The organism is Pseudomonas syringae, from assembly GCF_000737245.1.
In the GTDB taxonomy this organism is placed as follows: Bacteria; Pseudomonadota; Gammaproteobacteria; order Pseudomonadales; family Pseudomonadaceae; genus Aquipseudomonas; species Aquipseudomonas syringae_J.
The window spans coordinates 26,262-44,891 of sequence record NZ_JPQU01000038.1; the positions used below are offsets into that span (position 1 = coordinate 26,262).

An 18,630-nucleotide genomic window follows, 5' to 3' on the forward strand; every position below is an offset into this window, starting at 1 on the left:
CCATGCAACCTTACCTGATCCCCCAACCGGGCATTCGCGTCAGCCTCGCCGAGCTGATCGAAATGCGCCATCGCGTGCGCGAGGTTCAGCTGTTTTCGACGCCCAGCCAGCGCAGCCCGTTGATTGGTCTGCATCACTCCAAACTGCGCGGACGCGGAGTGGACTTCGATCAGGTGCGGGTCTATCAGGCGGGCGACGACGTGCGCAGTATCGATTGGAGGGTCACCGCGCGCACCCAGGAGCCGCATACCAAGCTGTTCCATGAAGAACGCGAACGGCCGATCTTTATTCTGGTAGAACAAAGCCGGCGGCTGTTTTTCGGCTCGGGCCTGATGTTCAAATCGGTGCTGGCCGCACAGGCTGCCGCGCTGATTGGCTGGGCGGCCCTGATTCACAATGATCGGGTCGGCGGGCTGGTCTTCGGCGACAACGAGCATTACGAAATCAAACCGCGACGCAGCAAGCAAAGCCTGTTGCAGCTGCTGAACAGGCTGGTGCGGGTCAATCAGTCCCTGCACACCGAAATCGAAGCAGACCGCGACGCTCTGGGCATCGCCCTGCGTAGGGCACGGGAAGTGTTGCGCCCTGGCAGTCTGGTCATCGTGCTCTGTGATGAGCGCGCGTTATCGGACGCCGCCGAGCAACAGTTGAGCCTGCTGTCGCGGCATTGCGACCTGCTGTTGCTGCCGTTGTCCGACCCGCTGGACCGGGCTTTGCCGGCAGCCGGGCTGTTGCGCTTTGCTGAACGCGGCGCGCAATTGGAACTCGACACCCTTGACCCGGAACTGCGCCAGGCCTATCGCGCCCAAGGCGAAGCCCGAGCCGCGCGCTGGGAACTGCTCGCGCAAAAACTGCGGGTGCTGCTGATGCCCCTGAGTACCCAACGCGAGATGGTCGAGCAATTGCGGGAATACCTCAATGCCCAGCGCCCGGTAAAGCAGAAATGAACCCGCTGGATCAGTTGCAACCCCTGATCGCCCCAGAGGCCGTCGGCTTCTGGCCACTGGCGCCCGGGTGGTGGCTGCTGTTGCTGTTGATTCCTGTCGCTGGCTGGGGGCTGTGGCGCATGCGCCATGTGCTGCCGGTTAAAACCCGGACGCGCCGTGCCGAACAACCCCTGGACCCGGTGCGCGTCGCAGCCCTGGCCGAACTGGCACAACTGCCCAAACCCTACGACGGCGCGCCGGCGGGTGCCTGGTTACAGCAAATCAATGGTTTGCTCAAACGCCTGTGCCGCAATCATTACCCCTACAGTCAGAGCCACACCCTGAACGGCCGCAAATGGCTGGCCTTCCTAGACAACCGTTGCCCGGCAGCCGGCTTGACCCGCTGGATGGTGCTGGTGGAAGGCGCCTACAAACCCGAATGCAAACTCGACGACAAGGCGATCACCGGTCTGACCCAGTCCGTTGAAACCTGGATTCGCAAACATGTTTGAGTTCGCCTGGCCCTGGATCTTTGCCCTGTTGCCCTTGCCGTGGATCATGCGCCTTGTGCTGCCAGTGGCGGACAGCGGCGAAGCGGCGCTCAAAGTCAGTTTCCTCGCTGACCTGGAAAGTCTGGTAGGCCGCCGTGCCAAGGCCAATCTTCCGGCATGGCGGCAGCAGTTGCCGTTCATTCTGATCTGGCTGCTGTTGCTGGTTGCCGCTGCCCGCCCCCAATGGCTGGGCGAACCTTTACCGCTGGCCTCCAGCGGTCGAGACTTGCTGGTGGCGGTGGATGTTTCCGGCTCCATGGATTACCCGGACATGGAATGGAAGAGCGATGAAGTCAGCCGCCTGGTGCTGGTTCAGCATTTGCTCGGTGACTTCCTCGAAGGTCGCAAAGGTGACCGGGTCGGCTTGATTCTGTTCGGCAGCCAGGCTTTCGTTCAGGCACCGCTGACCTTTGACCGGCATACCGTACGGGCCTGGCTGGACGAAGCGCGGATTGGCATTGCCGGCAAGAACACCGCCGTGGGCGATGCCATAGGGCTTGCCTTGAAGCGTTTGCGTCTGCGCCCTGCGCAAAGTCGCGTGCTGGTACTGGTCACCGATGGCGCCAACAATGGCGGGCAGATCGACCCGGTGACTGCCGCGCGTCTGGCCGCTGAAGAACAGGTGAAAATCTATACCATCGGCATTGGTTCGGATCCCAATAAAGAAGGCTCGCTGGGCATGCTCGGTCTCAACCCCAGCCTCGATCTGGATGAACCGATGCTGAAGGAAATCGCCGCGCTCAGCGGTGGTCAATATTTCCGCGCGAGGGACGGCGATCAACTGGAAAAGATCCGCAAAACCCTCGATGCCCTGGAACCCGTAGCTCAGCATCAGACTCAAGCCCGCCCTGCTCAGGCGCTGTATCAGTGGCCATTGGCGCTGGCCATGATCTTGAGCGTGTTGCTGGTGATCCACGAGCGCTGGCCCAACAGCGCGCTGCAACGTTTTCTCAATCAGCAACGCTTTATCCGCGACGCCCAGCACTGGCGGCAACGCATCAAACGTCTGAGGCGCAAACCATGATCGCCTTCTGGCCGCACTGGTTCCGCCCCTGGTGGTTGCTGTTATTGCCGCTGCTGGGCTGGCTGCTCTGGCAACTCTGGCACCGGCAAAAACGCGCCGGTCGCTGGCAGATGATACTGCCCTCGGCATTCCATTCAGTGCTGCTGGGCGGTGGCCGGGGTCGCGACAGTAAAAAGCCATGGCTGGTACTGGGCCTGGCCTGGTTGCTGGCAGTGCTCGCATTACTCGGCCCCAGCTGGCAACGGCTTGAACAGCTCAGTCAGAAACCTGCAGACCCGCTGGTGGTGTTACTGGAGCTGACCCCTGAAATGCTCGCCAGCGACAGCCCGCCGACGCGCCTGGAACAGGCACGACGCAAACTGCTGGACCTGCTGCAAGCGCGCAGCGACTCGCAGACTGCGGTCATCGTCTACTCCGGCAGCGCCCATACGCTGGTGCCGTTATCCGACGATCTGCTGACCATTCGCAATCTGCTCGATGCGGTCAAACCCTCGATCATGCCGCAAACCGGGCATCGCGCCGATCTGGCGGTAAAAAAGGCCGTTGCCCTGCTCAATCAGGCCGCATTGGGCCGTGGTCGTCTGCTGCTGATTGGCTCGTCGCTGAGCGAACAGGAACGCCAGGGCATCCGCCAGACACTTAGCATCCAGGCTCCGCCGCTGCTGATTCTCGGTGTCGGCACTGCCCAGGGTGCGCCCGTGGAGCAGGAAAAAGGAGGCCTGCTCAAGGATGCGCAAGGCGCAATTCTGTTGCCGCGTCTGGACAGCGCCAGCCTTGCCGAATTCGCCTCGCAAATGGGCGGCCAATATCGCCAGTTGCGCATGGATGACCAGGACCTTCGCGAACTCGGCCTGCTGGATGCTCCCAAGGTCATGCAGACCGACGGACAGCTGATTGAACTGGACAGCTGGGCCGATCAAGGTTACTGGTTCTTGTTACCGATCCTGTTGCTGGCCGCCTGCGCGGGCCGCCGTGGCTGGTTGCTGTGCTTGCCATTCCTGATGCTGGCGCCGCAGAACAGCTACGCTTTTGATTTCGTTGACCTTTGGTTGCGGCCCGATCAGCAAGGTCAGCAATTACTTGAAAAACACCAGCCCGCAGAAGCCGCGCAACGCTTTAAAGACCCGCGATGGAAAGGCATAGCCCTTTATGAAGCGGGCGACTATGCGGCCGCCGCCCAGCGCTTTGCCGAAGGCAGCAGCGCCGCCGACCATTACAATCGTGGCAACGCGCTGGCCCGCAGCGGGGAACTGGAAGCGGCACTGGATGCCTATGAACAGGCCCTGGAGCGTCAACCGGACTTGCAGGCAGCGGTCAAAAACAAGGCGCTAGTGGAACAGGCGCTGCAACAGAGTAAACGCCCGGAACCCGCCGAACCTGAAGACAAGCCGTCCGAAGACGCCAACGAAGACAGCGACAATCCACAAAGTCAGGCGGCCACCTCCCAGGTTTCCAAGGATCAGCAAGCTGCTGAACCCGGCGAAGACAACAGCCCGGACGGCGAGCCGAGCAGCACGACTGCCAAAAACAGCTCCACCGCCAAAAACAACGCCCAAAACAGCGCCGAAGCCAAGCCAGCTCCCGGCTCGCCCCTGGATGATGAAGAAACCACACGACCACCGATCCAGCCCGCCGACCCCACCATAACCGGCGAACGCCGTCAGGCGCTGGAACAATGGCTGCGGCAGATCCCGGATGATCCCGGCGAACTGTTGCGGCGTAAATTCTGGTACGAACAGCAACAGCATCAGGAAAAGACCCGATGAGTCGCGCCGTCACCCTATTGCTCAGCCTGGTGCTGTGCTCCCTGTACCTCGTCACGCTCTCCGCCCAGGCGGCGGAGCTGGTCGCCAGCGTCGATCGCACGCGCCTGAATTCCGGCGAAACCGTGGAATTGACTCTGGAGACCAGCGACGTCACGCAATTCGGCAAACCGGATCTGACGGCCCTTGAGGCCATCTTCGATGTCGGCGGTACCCGGCAAATCAACCGGCTTAATACCCTGGATGGCGGCAATCAGGCCACCACTCGCTGGATCATCACGCTGCTGCCCAAACAGACCGGCTCGGTGGTGATTCCGTCTCTGGAGCTGGGCGAACTCAAGAGCCAGCCGATTACTCTGCAAGTCATTCAGAGCGACAACCCGGCGCAAGCAGCACAGCAGGCGCCGGTGTTCATCGAAGCGACGCTGGATAAAGACAACGTCTATGTGCAGGCTCAGGCCGTACTGACTGTGCGCATCTACCACTCGGTGTCATTGTTCGACGACAGCACCATGAGCCCGCTGGAGTTGCCCGATGCCCGGGTCGAGAAGCTGGGCGAATCGCGCACTTACGAAAAGCTCATCAACGGTATTCGCCACGGGGTGATCGAAATGCGCTACGGGATCTACCCGCAGCACAGCGGCACCCTGATGATCCCGCCGCAAGTGTTCAGCGCGACTCTGGTGCAACCCAGTCCGGAGCCGTCGCAAAACTCTTCACAAAAAAATGAGCCCGGCACCTCATTCGGACCGCAACCGGGCAAGGTCATGCGGGTCAATTCGGTGGAAGTGCCGCTGACCGTCAAGGCCAAACCTGCCAACTACCCGGCGGATGCGCCGTGGTTGCCCGCGCGCAGCATCAATTTGAATGAAAGCTGGAGCCCGGAGCCAGGTAGCAGCCAGGTCGGCGACGCACTGACCCGCACCCTGACCCTCAAAGTCGAGGGCCTCTCCAGCGCACAATTGCCCCCTCTCCCTGCTACCGACATCAGCAGCCTGCGACGTTACCCGGACCAACCCAAGCTGGCGAATGTCATCAGTGAGCGCGGCATCATCGGTAGCCGCGAAGAACGCGAAGCACTGGTGCCCAATCGCCCCGGTGCCATCGACTTGCCTGCGGTGGACGTGGTCTGGTGGAACACGCTGGAAGACCATCTGGAGCACACCACCCTGCCCGCCCGCACCTTGCAGATCAGCGTCAACCCGAGCCTGGTGGTGGACACCCCGGTCAACAGTGACATGGGCGGCGTGACAGTGATCGGTCCGCCGGTATGGCCATGGCAGATGAGCACGTTGTTTTTTGCCTGCACCACGCTGGTCGGTTTTGTTCTCTGGTGGCGAGCCCGCTGGCAACCGGCAGTGGCCCGCGCCGTGCAGACCGGTCCGAGCCCGCGCACCGTGCTGGATGACCTCAAGCGCGCAAGCCTGGCCAACGACCCCCAGGCGACTCGCCAGGCACTGGATGCGTGGGCCCGCCAGCAACCGGAAACCCTGGCCGACATGGCTGCGCGCTTCGTGCCGCTGTCCGACGCACTGGATGGCCTGAACGGCGCGCTGTACAGCGAAACCGGCCAATTATGGCTGGGCGAGGAACTGTGGCGGGCGGTGCGCACTCTACCCGCACCAGAACATATTCAAGACCCGGCAAGCGACCAGAGCCTGCCGCCGTTGTATCCAAAATAGGAAGCGTTGAGCTGGCAAGAGCGACCCTGTGGGCGAATTCATTCGCGAAGACATTCGTTCAGACGCCGCATAATTGCCAGATACACCGGCCCTTTCGCGAATGAATTCGCTCCCACGGTTTCCACTGCGCTTCCACAAGCCACATATTCAGGATTGATTACCCATGCGACTGTTCCACACCTCCGACTGGCACCTTGGCCAGAACCTTCATGGCCAGGAGCGGGACTTCGAACATGCCAGCTTCCTGGCCTGGCTGCTGGCCCGGCTTGCCGAGCGTAAGCCTGACGTCCTGCTGATCGCCGGCGACATCTTCGACACGGTCAATCCAACGGTCAAAGCCCAGGAGCGGCTGTACGACTTCATCGTCAACGCCCACGAGCAACAGCCGCTGCTGACCATTGTGATGATCGCCGGCAACCACGACTCCGGTTCACGAATCGAACTGCCAGCGCCCCTGATGCGCCGTTTGCGCACCCATGCCCTGGGCCGTGTGCTGTGGCTTGATGACGGCACGCTGGATGTCGAACGCCTGTTGTTACCACTGCCCGACGCTAATGGTGAAATCGGCGCCTGGTGTCTTGCGCTGCCCTTCCTGCGTCCCGCCGAAGTGACCGGCCCGACCCTGGGCGACAACTACCTGCGCGGCATCGGCCAGGTTCATGAACTGCTGATCGCCGCGGCCAACCTCAAACGCCGGCCTGGCCAGGCGCTGATCGCCATCAGCCATGCGCACATGGCCGGCGGCTCGGTTTCCGAAGACTCGGAACGCAGCCTCATCATCGGCAATGCCGAGGCCCTGCCCGCCAGCCTGTTCGGCGAAAGCATCACCTACGTCGCCCTCGGCCACTTGCACAAACCCCAGAGAGTCAACGGCGAAGAACGTATCCGTTACAGCGGCTCGCCCATCCCTTTGTCGTTTTCCGAAATCGGTTATCAACACCAGATTCTCGAAATCGACTGCGAAGGCGACCAACTGCGCAGCGTCGAAACCCTGCTGGTGCCCCGTGCCGTCAACCTGCAACGCATCGGCCCCGCGCCATTGGCTGAACTCTTGCTTCAACTCAAGGATCTGCCCGACATCGACCTGCTGGCCGATATCGACCGGCAACCCTGGCTCGAAGTCCGGGTGCGGCTGGACGAGCCGCAGCCAGACCTGCGCAACCAGATCGAAAGCGCACTGGAGGGTAAAGCCGTTCGTCTGGTGCGTATCGGTGCCGAATATGCCGGAAAAGGCAGCGGCGAAGGCGGTGATAACGATGAAGGCCTGATCGAACTGGATCAGCTCAGCCCCCAGGAATTGTTCAGCCGCGCCTGGCTGGACAACTACGGCAGCGAGGTGGACGAACAGACCCTGAGTGACTTCGCCACCCTGTTGCAGGAAGTCCAGCTGGAGAGCGAACAACCATGAAAATCCTCGCCATCCGCCTGAAGAATCTCGCCTCGCTAGCCGGACCATTCGAACTGGACTTCACCGCAGAGCCGCTGGCCAGCGCCGGGCTGTTCGCCATCACCGGGCCCACCGGCGCCGGCAAAAGCACCTTGCTTGATGCCTTGTGCCTGGCACTGTTCGGCGCGATTCCGCGGCTGAGCAACATCGGCCAGTCCCGGGTCCCGGAAATCGACGGCGACATCAGCACCAACGACCCGCGCACCCTGCTGCGCCGTGGCACTGGCAGTGGCTATGCCGAAGTGGATTTCGTCGGCATCGACAAACGTCGCTACCGCGCTCGCTGGGAAACCAACCGAGCCCGGGACAACGCCGCGAAGAAACTTCAGGCCAGTCGTCAGACGCTGACCGATCTGGACAGCGAACAGATCCTCAGCACCCAGAACAAAGCCGAATACAAAACCATGCTCGAAGCCCGTCTGGGCCTTAATTTCGAGCAGTTCACCCGTGCAGTGATGCTCGCCCAGAGTGAGTTCAGCGCCTTCCTCAAGGCCGACGACAAAGAACGCAGCGAGCTGCTGGAAAAGCTCACCGATACGGCGATCTACAGCCAGCTGGGCCGCCGCGCCTTCAGCAAAAGCCGGGAGGCGGAAAAGGTTCACGACGACCTCAAGCTGTTGGCCACCGGCATCGCACCCATGGCGCCGGAGCAGCGGGCGGAACTGGAGCAGCGTTTCACCGATGCCCAGCAGCAACTCAAAACTCAACAGGCGCAACAACGTCAGTTGGAGCTCAAACAGCAATGGCTGGCCGAGCTGCAACGTTTGCGCGACGAACACCTGAGCGCCGCTGAACAGCTCACCCGGGCTCAACAGGACTGGGACAACCAGAGCGGCCAGCGTCAATTACTCGGTCAGCTGGAACGACTCGCGCCCCAACGCCACCTGTTCGCCCAGCGCAATCGCCTGAATGCCCAACTCAGCCCCCTCAGCGCGCAAATTGCCGAACATGCGCAACGCCAGAGCGATGTCCAGGCGAGACAGACCGGCCTTGAAGAAAAGCTGCTGGCATCTAATGGCGCACTGGAACAGGCCGAGCAGCAGAAAAAAACCGCTGCACCGATCATCGGCCAGGCCTTCGAACAGCAAGGCAACCTCAGCCACTTGAGCAAGGAAGTGCAGGACGCAACGGTTCAGGCCGACGCGGCAGAACGCGCCAAAGCTGAAGGCCAGACGGCATTGAGTCAACTGCTTGAACAGCAACGCCAGCTGGACGAGCGCCTGCAGGCCATCACCGGGCAACTGGAAAAAAGCGCGGTACTCGCGCCCTTGGCTCAAGCGTGGACTGCATACCGGCCTCGCCTGCAGGAGGCGATGAAACTCAGCGCACGGCTCAATAAAGGCCGCGAAGAACTGCCGGAGCTGGAAAAAAATTCGACCCGGGTCGAACAGGAACTCACCGACCGGCGCAATGCCCTGCAAGCGCTGTACAGCGAAGCACAGGTCAAGGCCGACGCAGTGAGTGCGGAAATCCAGCGCCTCGGTCAGTTGTTGCAGGACAACCGGCAGCAGCACAGCGCCTGCGATTCACTGGAGCGCATCTGGCAGCGCCATCAGGACATCGAAAACCGTCTGCAGGAAATCGAACGGCAACAGCAACAGGCCAACGAACGTCGCACCCAGGCCATCGCCAGCGGCCTGCAACTTAAAATCGAACACGAAGCTGCCGAGCTTGCGCTGAAAACCACCGTTGAACTGCTGCAACGCCAGCGTCTGGCTCGCAGTGCCAGCGTTGAAGAATTGCGCGGTCAGTTGATCGATCAGCAGCCGTGCCCGGTGTGTGGCAGCGAAGATCATCCTTATCATCAGTCCGACGCGCTGCTCCAGGCGCTGTCCGGCCATGACGACAGCGAAGAAACCAGCGCGCGACTCAAGGTCAGCCAGCTGGCGGAAAAACTGGTCGAGTTGCGCAGCGAAGTCACCGAACTCAATGCCCGTCTGAAACAAGCCCGGCCGCAGCTGGAACAACTTACCGAGCAATTGCAGAAGCTGATCCCGGAGCTGGAGGCTCATCCGCTGTATGCGCGCTTGCTAGAACAGCCTGAGTCACAGCGCGGCGACTGGCTCAGCGAACGCCTGCACGCATTGACCGCAGAAATCGCCAGCAGCGAACAACGCCAGGGCCTGCTGCTCAAGGTTCAGCAACAAGCCGAGCAGTTGCAGCAGAACGTACAAACCGCCCGTGACGCCAGCCAGCAAGCGATGAAGATGCTCGATGACCAGCAGCGCAATATCGCCCTGGATAATCAGGCCTTCGAAGCCGCGCTACAGGAATTCGAGCCGTTGTTGCCAGCCGAGAGCCTGCCCCGCTGGCGTGAGTCGGCCACCGACAGCTTCATGCAACTGGACAACGACATCGCGCAACGCCTTGAGCAACTCGATCGCCAGCAGGAAGAACAGCAGGAACACAGCGAGCGGGCGCGTAAAATCGAGCGCGAACAGGACAGCCTGCACAATCTGGAACAGGAGTGCGTGAGGCAGCGACAACGTCTCGCCGCCCTGCAAGCCCAGCAATCGGCCAGCCAGCAACGGCTCCGCGAAATGCTCGGCAGCCACGCCAGCGCCGAGCAATGGCAACAACAGCTTGAAACCGCTCTGGAACAGGCACGCCGTGCTCAAAGCGGCGCCGCTGATGAGTTGCAGCTGGCCCGCAGTGAGCTGATCAAACTGGCCACCGGGCTGGAAAACGAGCAGGCGCGCCTGCAAGAACTGCAACAAGAGTCCGGCGAGCTCAATCAGCAGATCACCCAATGGCGCGCCAGCCATCCGGAACTGGACGATGCCGCTCTGGATACCCTGCTGGGCTACAGCGAGCAAGGCGTGAGCCATCTCCGTCAGCAATTGCAACAGAGCGAAAAAAACCTGGAGCAGAGCCGCATCCTGCTTCAGGAGCGGGACAAGCAAGTGCAGCAACATCAAGCACATCACAGCGACGTGACTGACGCCGCGCAGCTGACCGCAGCCTTGCAGGACGCACAAAAATCCAGCGCCGACCACGAACAACAATGCGCCGACCTGCGGGCGCAATTGAGCGAAGACGAACGCCGCAACAACGCCAGCCGCGACTTGCAGGAACAGATCGCCAGCGCCTACGCTGAATATTTGCGCTGGGCGAGACTCGCAGCCCTGATCGGCTCGGCCGAGGGGGATAAATTCCGCAAGATCGCCCAGGCTTACAACCTCGATCTGCTGGTCCATCACGCCAACGCGCAGCTCAAGCAACTGGTGCGCCGCTATCGCCTGAAACGCGGCGGCAGCATGCTGGGCCTTCTGGTCATGGACACGGAAATGGGCGACGAACTGCGCTCGGTGCATTCGCTGTCCGGCGGCGAAACCTTCCTGGTCTCCCTGGCGCTGGCGTTGGGCCTGGCGTCCATGGCGTCCAGCACCCTGAAGATCGAATCCTTGTTTATCGACGAAGGTTTCGGCAGCCTCGACCCGGAATCCCTGCAACTGGCCATGGATGCGCTGGACGGGTTGCAGGCTCAGGGTCGCAAGGTCGGTGTGATTTCTCACGTGCAGGAAATGCACGAAAGGATTCCGGTACAGATCCAGGTGCGGCGTCAAGGCAACGGTCTGAGCACGGTGGAGGTCAGCAACTGATGGAAGCCGTACTTTATTCATTTCGTCGCTGCCCCTACGCCATGCGTGCCCGTATGGCGTTGCGGTACGCGGGCTGCACAGTGCGGATTCAGGAAGTCAGCCTCAAGGCCAAGCCGCCAGAAATGCTCGAACGCTCACCCAAAGGGACTGTTCCCGTGCTGGTGCTGGATGATCAGGTACTGGAGCAAAGCCTGGACATCATGCACTGGGCCCTGGCCCGGAACGATCCGGACAACTGGTTGATGATTCAGGATGGCGACAGCCGCCGGGAAATTCAGGCACTGGTGGAAGAGAACGATCAGTTGTTCAAACAACATCTGGATCGCTACAAATACTTCGTCCGCCACCCTGAGCATCCGCAGCAACACTATCGGCAACTGGGCGAGGTTTTTTTGCAGAAACTGGAAACGCGTTTGCAGCGGCGGGATTTTTTGATCACGAATCGAGTGACCCTGGCCGATATCGCCCTGGCGCCCTTTATCAGACAGTTCAGCGCAGTCGATCCCGAATGGTTCGCCACCAGCCCCTATCCAAAATTGCGCGGCTGGTTGCAGCGGTTCGTCGAGTCAGAGCTGTTCAGGGCGGTGATGGTGAAGTGAACGCAACACTAAACCTGATGTACCCCTGTAAATCTGACACGGCGCTATCGGACAGCTAACACACGACCCGTAGGAGCGCGCTTGCCCGCGATGCGATTTCAAGGCCAGCACATTAGTCGCTGGGGAGAATGTCATCGCGGGCAAGCGCGCTCCTACAGAACAACATTTCCAGGGGATAGCCCGTCAACCAACCACCCCAACTCTCTCCGGCCGATTCCCCGCGACCACTTTCTGCGCCCGGGATACGGCGATGGCCTGAGCGATTTCGTGCCGGCATTCAATATTGCGTGCCACCCCGCCCACTGAGTTTTGACCGATGCCCAATAGCGAACTGCCATTGATCATGACTGCCAGCCCCGCTGTTACCCACAACTTGCCGCCACTCACGATGCACGCTCCTGAATGTTCAAGGCTGTACGTTCAACAAGGGATTGTGTTGAGGGAGTGGTCAGTTGCGGACTCATGCTGCCGACAGTAACCACTGCAATAAAGACCACATAAAGTGAAATGGCGATATAAGCGCCTTGTTTGATTGAATGAAGAATGGCAGTGGCCATGGGTGTAACTCCGTGATGTGTTTCCAGGCCGACAGAATGGTTGAATACGGAACTATTGAAAAACCATGAGTGGGAATAGCGGATATCAGTTGGGTTGATAGGGCCAGCGATATTACACATCCTCTGTGGGAGCGAGCTTGCTCGCGAATGGGCCAGCTCATTTAAACCCTCTTTGGCTGACACAACGCCTTCGCAAGCAAGCTTGCTCCCACAAGTAAGTGGACATGCCAGAAATTGTCCAAAAAAAAGCCCGCATCCTATGAGAGACGCGGGCCAAGAGGGGATACCGGTGTCGCTTTCGCGAGCAGGCTCACTGGCAGAATTTGCAGGGCCTGATACGCAATGATCAGTGGGTCGCAAAAACCTGGGTAAGCGAACATGCTCGCGAAAGCGGCCTTCATCAACAACAGTGTTTTCTGCGAATCCATTCCCGGGTAGCGATAGGGTCGTTAACCGGGAATGGATTCAATCGCTTATTCATTGTTGAGTCTTGTGATCCAGTGCTGCGTAGAAATTAGCACTTTGCTGCAAGTATTTAGCGGTGTAAGTCTGGGTGCTGTGGTTTTTACTGGTCGGTGCGTCAACACTGGCATGGGCAGGTAATGCAGCAGTGGCAGAAATGGCAGATGCGGCGATGATGGAGAAGAGATTGAAGTTCATGGCGGTAATCCTCGGCTTCTGTATGTAAGTGCAGTATCTAACTGCGTTTCAAGTCTTGACCGTCTTGGCCGTGACTCAAACTTACCCCCGAGGGCGGTTCAGCCGAAATGTTTTGTAGCACTAGCTCATATCATCTGAATTGATAGAACCCGCAAGCCCCCGAAAACCGGGGGCTTGGAGTTGAGCGACAGCTACTTGCCGGTCAGGAAACGGAAGTCCGACGGCGAGTCGAAGTCGACTTTCTGCACGGTTTCACCGAGCATGCCGGTCTTCGGGTCAACCTTAACCGAGACGATCTGGTTGCTTTTCTGATTGGCAATCAGCATGAAGTGCCCGCTGGGATCGAAGCTGAACTCGCGTGGCTCGACACCTTCCACCGAGCGACGCTGGATTTCCTTCAACTGCCCTTTGCTATCAATGGCGAACACAAGCAACTGGTTGGCCTCGCCACGGTTGGCGACATACAGGAACTTGCCGTCCGGTGAGGTATGCAGACCGCCCGCGCCCACTTTCTGCTGGGGATCCTTATTTTTCAGATCGACCGTTTGCGTCTGCTTGAAAACGCCGTCGTGGTAATCAAACACCGCGACCTGCGCCACCATCTCCAAAGTCAACCAGGCATGCTTGCCATCCCTGCTGAACAGCAGGTGACGCGGACCGCTACCCGGCGGCAACTGCACGATGGGCGCTTTCGCCGGTTGCAGCGGCTCGGCGCGGTTGCCGTCATAGCTGAACACCAGCAGCTTGTCGGCCCCCAGATCACTGGTGACTACGTATTTGTCATCCGGCGTCGGGATGGCCGAGTGCACGTGGGAAGAAGCCTGACGCTCCGGGTTGACCTTGCTCGCGCCGTGATTGTTGCTCACCTGCACGACCTCGGACAGCTTGCCGTCCTTGCCCACCGGGATCACTGCCAGCGCACCACCCGGATCGGGGTGCACGGCGTAATTGGAAACAAACAGAAAGCGCTGATCAGGGCTGAGACTGGAATGGGTCGGCTCTTCGCCACGGCTCTGCACGTGATTGATCGGCGTGACCTGGTGGGTCTTTGGATCAATGGCAAAACTGCTGACCTTACCCACTACATCCTTGCCGCCGGGGCCGTTTTCGTTGACCACGAACAGATGACGCTGATCCCTGGACAGGGTCAGCCAGGACGGGTTGTCAGTCTTGATCACTTGCAGAGGTTTGCTGTCGAGCTTGCCGGTCTGGCTGTCGAAGCGGTAACGATAGATGCCTTCGCTGGCACCCTGGGTGTAGGAGCCAATCAGTACGTCGTATTCAGTCATGCTTTGAGCCTGTATCGGGAAAGCGCTCATTGCGCCGGCAAACGCCAGCAGCGGCAGAAATTTACGAGTCATGGGGCTTTAGCCTTCTTTCGAGGATTATTGTCGGGCGCCATAGACGCGGGATTCACGTCTATGACACTGCCTGCCCCTGATTGTTTTACGCAGATCAGTCCTCGAGCACGTCTTCCTCATCGTCCTTGCTCGGGGTGAACGCTTCAAGGCACTTCATCCGATGTTCGTGAATGCCATCGGTGATCAGCCAGCACTGCTGAGCTTCGTCGAATGTCGCGGCCTCGACCTGGGCCATTTCAAAACGCCAGGTTTTACGCTCGCGGCCATCCATGCACTCGAGCGTCAGAAAGTCACCCAGGAAGAAATCCCAGGCATGCAACCCGTCGATTTCCAGCATGGTGGCGTCTTTCAGGGCGGCTTTGAGATCGGTCGAGTTGGTGGTCATGGCAGTCTTCGTCTGTGTAAAAGCGCGAATGATAGGCCAAAACCACCCTCGACAGAACCACCGTCAACGTCAGGCCGTTGCTTCAACTGCACCGGCTGGAGCTTTGTCATGGGTGGTTTCACGCACGTAATAACGGTCCGGAATACCCCATATGATCAGGCCGGTCGCCAATACGCAGACGGCACACAGCACGAACAACGCCGGAGTGGCCGCGCCAGTCAGGTCCTTGATGCGGCCCACCATGAAGGGCGCAATGATCCCGCCCAACTGACCGATGGAGTTGATCAGGGCGATCCCGGCCGCAGCCGCGAGGCCACTGAGGAAGCGTGGCGGGATGGTCCAGAAAATCGGCATCCAGGCAATGATGCCGGTTAGGATCATGGTCATGCCGATCATCAACGGCAGCAACTGGCCAGGGAACAGCGCGCAAACCAGATAGCCCGCAGCGGTCAGCAACGCACAACCGGCCATGTGCCAACGCCGCTCGCCCCGTCGGTCAGAGCTGGACCCGATCAACAGATTGCCAACCACTGCGCCCAGATAAGGAATCACCGTCAGCAGCCCGATGTTCATGGTGTCAGCCACCCCTGCGCTCTTGATCAGTTGCGGCATCCAGAACAGCAAACCAGTCAGGGCCATCACCAGACACAGGTAAATCACCGACATCACATAAGTGGTCGGATGCTTCCAGATGTCCTTGAAGGTTTGCGGGGTTTGCGGCTGGACTTCACGGGCCATGCGCGCCAGTACGACTTTCTTCTCCGCGTCATTGAGCCACGTGGCGTCTTCGATCCGGTCACACACGAACCAGAACACTACGACGCCCAGCAATACGGAAGGAATACCTTCGAGCAAAAACAGCCAGCGCCAGCCCGCCATGCCCATCACACCGTCGAAATGGCCGAGGATCAAACCGGCAATCGGCCCGCCGACGATCCCGCACAGGCAGATCGAACTCTTGAAGTAGGAATTGACCCGGGCGCGGCGGTTGCTTGGGTACCACTGGGTGAAAAAATACAGCACCCCAGGGACAAATCCGGCTTCCATTACGCCGATGAGGAATCGCAGGGTGTAGAACCAGAACTCGGTTTGCACGAACATCATGCAGGCCGAGGTGATGCCCCAACTGACCATGATCCGCGCGATCCAGACCCGCGCGCCGATCTTGTGCAAGAGCATGTTGCTGGGGACTTCGAACAGGAAATAGCCGACGAAAAACAGACTCGCGCCTAGCCCGTAAACTGTTTCGCTAAAGCCCAGGTCGCTCTGCATCTGCAACTTGGCAAAGCTGATATTGACCCGATCCAGATAGGCGAACAGAAAACACAGGATGAACAGCGGGATGATGCGCCAGTTGACCTTGCGGTAGATCTTCTCTTCGAAAGCGTCTTCATCGAACGCCTCGACCGGCGCAGTATTGGTGGTCATGTGCGCACCTCGTTGTTGTTATTGGAGGGTGAACTGCAATACGGTTCCGAACCTGTAGGAGATTCTATGTTTACCTGCAACTCAGTAGGACCTCCCACAGGTTGAGCACTTGCACGGAGACTCAACAGGTTTACAACCTACCTATCCCGCCCGGCAAAAACGCCGCTTCGGTCTTTTCAATGCCATTGACCAACGGCTTGCCAAACTCGGCCTGGCTGATCTGGAACTGATCCCCCGGCTGAGTGCGCACGCCATCAGCGAAAGACAGGGTCGCGGTGCCGAAGAAGTGCACATGCACGTCACCGGGGCGCAGGAACTGGCGGTATTTGAAATGGTGGTACTCGAGGTTTTCCAGGCTGTGGCACATGTTGGCTTCGCCGCTGAGGAATTCCTTCTCCCACAGCACCTCACCGTCACGCAGCACCCGACTGGTACCCGACAGATTCTGTGGCAGGTCGCCAACTCGCAGTTCCGGGCCGAAGGAGCAGGCACGCAGCTTCGAATGGGCCAGATACAAGTAGTTGCGGCGCTCCATGATGTGATCGGAGTATTCGTTGCCGATGGCAAATCCCAGACGATAGGGTTTGCCGTCGTTGCCAATCACATACAAACCGCTGAGCTCCGGCTCTTCGCCGCCATCTTCGGCGAAAGGTGGCAGCGAGAACGCCGCGCCGGGGCGCACGACAATTCCGCCATCGCCTTTGTAAAACCATTCCGGCTGCACGCCCGCCTGCCCTGCTTCAGGCTTACCGCCCTCCACACCCCACTTGAAGATGCGCATGGTGTCGGTCATCGAGGCTTCGTCACCGGCTTGCTGATGCATCTTGTCCCGGGCCGAGGCGCTTCCCAAGTGAGTCAGACCGGTGCCGCTGACCAACAGATGAGCGGGATCAGGATGGTCCAGCGGCGGCAGAATCCGCAGTTCCTCAAGCAGCTGGGCATAGTCATGACTGTCGCCCAGCCCTTGGTTATCCACCTGTTGCGCCAGGCCTATATCGGCATCAATGGCCGACAACGCCAGGTCGCGCACGCTTTCTGCGCCTTTCACTTCGCGAATCAGATCGCCATCTACCAGGCCGACGCGGCGCTGGCCGTTGCTGAGTTCGAATTGAATCAGGTTCATGGTTTTGCTCCTTTGCAAAGTCATCGCAGACGGCGCGCGCTCCTGTAGGAGCGGTGCTTGCCCGCGATAAGGCTGGACGCGATTCACTTTAGATCGCGTGGACCTTATCGCGGGCAAGCACCACTCCCACAGGGAAAGGCGCCATCCAGTGTTTAGGCCTGTCGGCTGCGAGCGCTGGCGGCGAAGTCGCTGGCTGGCAGTACGTGTTTTCGCTCAAGCACGCGGTACACAACGCCTGTCAGAATCAGCCCAAAAACCATCACTCCGGACAGGAAGTACAAGCCGGAAGCAAGGTTGCCGGTGTATTCCTTGAGCGCGCCGATCACGAACGGACCGATGTAGCCACCCAGGTTGCCCACCGAGTTAATCAACGCGATGCCGGCAGCAGCACTGGCGCCGGCGAAGAAGCGACCGGGCAAGGTCCAGAACACTGCCGTGCAGGAGAACAGCGAGAAGGCCACCAGGCACAACGCGGCCAGTTGTGCCACCGGCACGGTCAGCCAGGCACTGAGGAACAGGCCGATGGCACCCAGCACGTACAGCACCGCCAGATGACCATAACGGTCGTTAAGCCGGTCGGAACTACGCGGCACGATCAGCAGGCCGACGATGCCGAAGATGTAAGGCACGGATGAGACAAAACCGGTCACCAGATCGGTGCCGCCAAATTGCTTGATCAATGTTGGCAACCAGAGGCCAAGACCATAAATGCTCAAGGTGACCGGCAGGTAGAACAACGCCAGCAGCAGGACGCGCTTGTCTTTGAGAGCGTGCAGTGGGTTGCCGTGGCGGGTCTGGCCGTACTCTTCCAGGTCTTTTTTCAGTTCACCTGTCAGCCAGTCCTTCTCAGCCTGATCCATCCATTTGACTTGCTTTGGACCATCCGGCAGCCAGCGCAATACCGGCCAGGTCAGCAGGATCGCAGGCGTACCGATCACGATGAACAACCACTGCCAGCCATGCAGGCCGAGCACGCCATCCATGCCCAGCAAACCACCGGAAACCGGGCCGGTGATCATCATGGCGATGGGTTGCGAAAGGATGAACAGGCCCAAAATCTTGCCGCGATGGCGAACCGGGAACCACTGAGTGATGTAATACAGCACACCCGGAAAGAAGCCAGCCTCAGCCGCCCCCAGCAAAAAGCGCATCACATAAAAGCTATGTGGGCCTTGCACGAAGGCCATGCCGATGGTGATCGCGCCCCAGGTGATCATGATCCGCGCAAACCAGCGCCGCGCGCCGAAGCGTTCGAGCATCAGATTGCTGGGGATTTCGAACAGGAAATAACCGATGAAAAACAAACCGGCGCCCAACCCGTAGGCCGCATCGCCGATGCCGATGTCTGCGCCCATATGCAGCTTGGCGAAACCTACGGCGGAACGGTCAACATAAGCGATCAGGTACAACAGGATCAGGAAAGGAATCAATTTCAGGGTGATGCGGCGAATAAGCCTGAGTTCCTGGCTCATGTGCGGTCTCCAATTGTTTTTATTGTGGAACCTGCGGGTTTTGCCTCTCG

16 protein-coding genes are annotated in these 18,630 nt (G+C 59.7%); 8 read left to right on the forward strand and 8 right to left on the reverse strand.

The features are described 5' to 3' along the window. Positions 1-2 precede the first annotated feature (2 nt). The 8 genes from IV01_RS11480 to IV01_RS11445 all read left to right on the forward strand — a co-directional run bounded on the left by IV01_RS11480 (position 3) and on the right by IV01_RS11445 (position 11,594). Positions 3-947, forward strand: coding sequence for a DUF58 domain-containing protein (locus IV01_RS11480; RefSeq protein WP_032628972.1), 945 nt, complete (start codon positions 3-5; stop codon positions 945-947). Continuing rightward, a complete protein-coding gene (locus IV01_RS11475; RefSeq protein ID WP_032628973.1) occupies positions 944-1,438 on the forward strand; it encodes a DUF4381 domain-containing protein in 495 nt (164 codons plus the stop codon). The genes IV01_RS11480 and IV01_RS11475 overlap by 4 nt, the downstream gene beginning before the upstream one ends. Further along, entirely contained in the window at positions 1,431-2,501 is a 1,071-nt protein-coding gene (locus tag IV01_RS11470) for a vWA domain-containing protein (protein ID WP_032628974.1), read from the forward strand. Before IV01_RS11475 ends, IV01_RS11470 begins: the two co-directional genes overlap by 8 nt. Next, positions 2,498-4,267, forward strand: a complete 1,770-nt coding sequence (locus IV01_RS11465; protein WP_032628977.1) for a VWA domain-containing protein — start codon at positions 2,498-2,500, stop codon at positions 4,265-4,267. The genes IV01_RS11470 and IV01_RS11465 overlap by 4 nt, the downstream gene beginning before the upstream one ends. Beyond that, entirely contained in the window at positions 4,264-5,946 is a 1,683-nt protein-coding gene (locus IV01_RS11460) for a BatD family protein (protein WP_032628978.1), read from the forward strand. The genes IV01_RS11465 and IV01_RS11460 overlap by 4 nt, the downstream gene beginning before the upstream one ends. A gap of 163 nt (positions 5,947-6,109) precedes the next feature. After that, complete coding sequence (locus tag IV01_RS11455; protein WP_032628980.1) at positions 6,110-7,354, forward strand: exonuclease SbcCD subunit D C-terminal domain-containing protein; 1,245 nt, start codon at positions 6,110-6,112, stop codon at positions 7,352-7,354. After that, positions 7,351-10,995 carry an AAA family ATPase gene (locus IV01_RS11450; RefSeq protein ID WP_032628981.1) on the forward strand — a complete coding sequence of 1,215 codons (3,645 nt, stop codon included), beginning with the start codon at positions 7,351-7,353 and terminating at the stop codon, positions 10,993-10,995. Before IV01_RS11455 ends, IV01_RS11450 begins: the two co-directional genes overlap by 4 nt. Continuing rightward, a complete protein-coding gene (locus tag IV01_RS11445; RefSeq protein ID WP_032628982.1) occupies positions 10,995-11,594 on the forward strand; it encodes a glutathione S-transferase in 600 nt (199 codons plus the stop codon). Before IV01_RS11450 ends, IV01_RS11445 begins: the two co-directional genes overlap by 1 nt. Positions 11,595-11,777: 183 nt before the next feature. On the opposite strand, the gene IV01_RS0125140 is transcribed toward IV01_RS11445, so the two are convergent. From IV01_RS0125140 to IV01_RS11415, 8 genes are all read right to left on the reverse strand, one after another. Beyond that, on the reverse strand, positions 11,778-11,981 hold the full coding sequence (locus IV01_RS0125140) for a hypothetical protein (protein WP_050507642.1): 204 nt from the start codon (positions 11,979-11,981) through the stop codon (positions 11,778-11,780). Then, positions 11,978-12,151: a hypothetical protein gene (locus IV01_RS26660; RefSeq protein WP_154232227.1), complete on the reverse strand. Its 174-nt coding sequence runs from the start codon at positions 12,149-12,151 to the stop codon at positions 11,978-11,980. Before IV01_RS26660 ends, IV01_RS0125140 begins: the two co-directional genes overlap by 4 nt. A 477-nt stretch (positions 12,152-12,628) precedes the next feature. After that, complete coding sequence (locus IV01_RS11440) at positions 12,629-12,811, reverse strand: hypothetical protein (RefSeq protein WP_032628983.1); 183 nt, start codon at positions 12,809-12,811, stop codon at positions 12,629-12,631. Positions 12,812-13,002: 191 nt separating this feature from the next. Further along, entirely contained in the window at positions 13,003-14,172 is a 1,170-nt protein-coding gene (locus tag IV01_RS11435) for a lactonase family protein (protein WP_032628984.1), read from the reverse strand. 94 nt (positions 14,173-14,266) lie between these two features. Continuing rightward, positions 14,267-14,557: a DUF5629 family protein gene (locus IV01_RS11430; RefSeq protein WP_032628986.1), complete on the reverse strand. Its 291-nt coding sequence runs from the start codon at positions 14,555-14,557 to the stop codon at positions 14,267-14,269. A 69-nt stretch (positions 14,558-14,626) separates the two neighbouring features. Beyond that, positions 14,627-15,985, reverse strand: coding sequence for an MFS transporter (locus IV01_RS11425; RefSeq protein ID WP_032628988.1), 1,359 nt, complete (start codon positions 15,983-15,985; stop codon positions 14,627-14,629). Positions 15,986-16,115: 130 nt separating this feature from the next. After that, on the reverse strand, positions 16,116-17,108 hold the full coding sequence (gene araD1 / locus IV01_RS11420; RefSeq protein ID WP_032628990.1) for an AraD1 family protein: 993 nt from the start codon (positions 17,106-17,108) through the stop codon (positions 16,116-16,118). Between the two features lie 152 nt (positions 17,109-17,260). Further along, positions 17,261-18,580, reverse strand: coding sequence for an MFS transporter (locus IV01_RS11415; protein WP_032628993.1), 1,320 nt, complete (start codon positions 18,578-18,580; stop codon positions 17,261-17,263). Positions 18,581-18,630: the final 50 nt, after the last annotated feature.